Here is a 2,999-nt window from a genome sequence, read left to right on the forward strand (position 1 = left end):
CGGACGATCTGGCAGCCCGAGGCCGTCAGCTGCGCGATCTGCTGCAGCGTCGCGTTGACGTCCGAGGTCAGCGTGGTGGTCATCGACTGCACCGAGACGGGGGCGTCGCCGCCGACCGGGACGTTGCCGACCATGATCTGCCGCGAGCGGCGCCGGGTGGCCAGCGGCTTGAGCGGCAGGGACGGAATACCGAGCGAGATCGCGGTCATGTGCGCAGGGTTCCCCGGAGTAGAGGTGACGGACGCCGGGTGCGCGTATCGATCGCACACCCGGCGTCCAACGGTACGGCACCCGTGCGCCCCCCTCTGCACAGCCCCTGCGGCCCGACTAGCTGATCTTCACCGGGTTGATCACGTCGGCGATCATCACCAGCAGGGTGAAGCCGATGAAGATGCTCGCCACCACGTAGGCGACCGGCATCAGCTTCGCCACGTCGAACGGGCCGGGGTCGGGGCGCTTGAACAGCCGCGCCGCGTGCCGGCGCACCGACTCCCAGAGCGCGCCCGCCACGTGGCCGCCGTCCAGCGGCAGCAGCGGCAGCATGTTGAACAGGAAGAGCGACAGGTTGATCCCGGCCAGCAGGGTGATCATGGCGGCCACCTTCTGGCTGGGCGGCAGCGGCAGCGAGAACATCTGGCCGCCGACCCGGGCCGCGCCGACCATGCCGACCGGGGAGTCGGCCTGCCGCGGGGTGCCCTTGACCACCGAGTCCCAGAGCGCCGGGATCTTGCCCGGCAGTGCGGCCAGCGAGTGGAGTCCGCTGTCGGCCAGGTCGGTCATCCGGGTGATGCTGTCGGAGAAGCTGAGCCGGACCACCCCGGAGGTCGGGGTGATGCCCAGGAAGCCGGCGCTGACCGTCTCGTTGCCCGGCACCGGGTCGCCGTACTTGTCCAGCTTGGCGACCTTGTTCTCGGTGATGTTCGCGGTCAGGGTCAGCTCGGCGCCGTCCCGGCGGACCACGATCGGCACCGTCTTGCCGTAGGAGCCGCGGATGTCGTTGGACAGCTGCTGGTAGCTGGAGATCCGGTCGCCGTCGAAGGAGACGATCCGGTCCTTGGCCAGCAGGCCGGCGGCCGCGGCCGGCGAGGCCGGGTGGCCGGTGCAGGACGCGTCCTTGGCCTCGGTGACCGGGACCACGCACTGGGAGACCGAGCTGACGATCGGCAGCGACTTCGCCATGCCGAAGCCCATCATCGCCACCAGGAAGAGCACGAACGCCAGGATCAGGTTCATGAACGGCCCGGCGAACATCACGATGACGCGCTTCCAGGGCTTCCTGGTGTAGAACAGCCGGTCCTCGTCGCCGGGGAGCAGCTCCTCGTAGGAGGCCTCCCGGGCGTCCTCGATCATCGAGCGCCAGGGCGAGCTGCTGCGCTTGGTGATCCGCCCGTCCTCCCCGGGCGGGAACATCCCGATCATCCGGATGTAGCCGCCCAGCGGGACCGCCTTGATGCCGTACTCGGTCTCGCCCTTCCGGCGCGACCAGATGGTCGGCCCGAAGCCGACCATGTACTGCGGCACCCGGATCCGGAAGAGCTTGGCGGTGGAGAGGTGGCCGAGTTCGTGCCAGGCGATCGAGAAGAGCAGCCCGACGAAGAAGACCACGATGCCCAGCACCGTCATCGCTGTACTCACCGCTGGTCCTCCGTCATGTCGCTCCCACTCGCCCTGGCCATCATGCCTCCGACTGCCTGGTCAGATAACCGCATCGGTCAGCCGGACGCCAGCTCACGGGCCCGGGCGCGCGCCCAGCCCTCCGCATCCAGGACGTCCTCGACGGTGAGGGAAGTTCCCGAGCGCGGGGTGCCGTGCTCGGCCACCACCTTGGCCACCGTGTCCACGATGCCGGTGAAGGCCAGGCCCCCGTTGAGGAACGCGTCCACGCACTCCTCGTTGGCGGCGTTGAAGACGGCCGGCGCCGTGCCGCCGAGCCGGCCGACCTCGCGGGCCAGCGCGACGGCCGGGAAGGCCTCGTCGTCGAGCGGGAAGAACTCCCAGGTGGCGGCCTTGGTCCAGTCGCAGCCCGGCGCGGCGTCCGGCACCCGGTCCGGCCAGCCGAGGCCCAGCGCGATCGGCATCCGCATGTCCGGCGGGCTGGCCTGGGCCAGCGTCGAGCCGTCGGTGAACTCCACCATCGAGTGCACCACCGACTGCGGATGGACCACCACGTCGATCCGCTCGAACGGGATGTCGTAGAGCAGGTGGGCCTCGATCACCTCCAGGCCCTTGTTCACCAGGGTGGCCGAGTTGATCGTCACCACCGGGCCCATCGCCCAGGTCGGGTGGGCCAGCGCGTCCTTCGGGGTGACGCCGGCCAGCTGCTCGCGGCTGCGGCCGCGGAACGGGCCGCCGCTGGCGGTGACCACCAGGCGGCGCACCTCGCGCGGGGTGCCGGCGGTCAGCGCCTGGAAGAGCGCGGCGTGCTCGGAGTCCACCGGCACGATCTGACCGGGCGCGGCGACCGCCTTGACCAGCGGGCCACCGACGATCAGCGACTCCTTGTTGGCCAGCACCAGCACCCGACCGGCCCGCAGCGCGGCCAGCGTGGGCGCCAGGCCGATCGAGCCGGTGATGCCGTTGAGCACCGAGTGGCAGGGCAGTGCGGCCAGCTCGGTCGCCGCGTCCGGGCCCGCCAGCACGGTGGGCAGCGGCCGGCCCGCCGCCCGGGCGGCCAGGGCGGACCGCAGCGGCGCCGCCGCCTCCGGGCGGGCCACCGCGACGGTGTGCACGCCGAGCCGGAAGGCCTGCTCGGCCAGCAGCTCCACCTGGCCGCCGGCCGCGGAGAGCGCGACCACCCGGAACCGGTCGGGGTTGCGCAGCACGATGTCGATGGCCTGGGTGCCGATCGAGCCGGTGGAGCCGAGGATCACCAGCTCCCGCGGGCCTGACGGGGCGTCGACGACCGGGGTGAAGCGCAGCTGGGGGTGGGCGAGCGAGTTCATGGGGACCATTGTGGCCCGAGCGGGCCGCCCGCCGTAGCGGTACCCGCGGTTCACGTG

3 protein-coding genes are annotated in these 2,999 nt (G+C 71.6%); all 3 read right to left on the reverse strand.

Annotated features, from left to right (window positions below):
* Positions 1-209: flavodoxin-dependent (E)-4-hydroxy-3-methylbut-2-enyl-diphosphate synthase (locus ACFW1A_RS39695; RefSeq protein ID WP_380418451.1), on the reverse strand; the 209-nt coding region annotated here is incomplete at its 3' end.
* A 118-nt stretch (positions 210-327) separates the two neighbouring features.
* Complete coding sequence (locus ACFW1A_RS39700; protein ID WP_380418453.1) at positions 328-1,635, reverse strand: M50 family metallopeptidase; 1,308 nt, start codon at positions 1,633-1,635, stop codon at positions 328-330.
* A 77-nt stretch (positions 1,636-1,712) separates the two neighbouring features.
* A complete protein-coding gene (gene dxr / locus ACFW1A_RS39705; RefSeq protein WP_380418456.1) occupies positions 1,713-2,942 on the reverse strand; it encodes a 1-deoxy-D-xylulose-5-phosphate reductoisomerase in 1,230 nt (409 codons plus the stop codon).
* Between the last annotated feature and the right edge of the window lie 57 nt (positions 2,943-2,999).

The organism is Kitasatospora sp. NPDC058965 (assembly GCF_042741245.1).
Lineage (GTDB): Bacteria > Actinomycetota > Actinomycetes > Streptomycetales > Streptomycetaceae > Kitasatospora.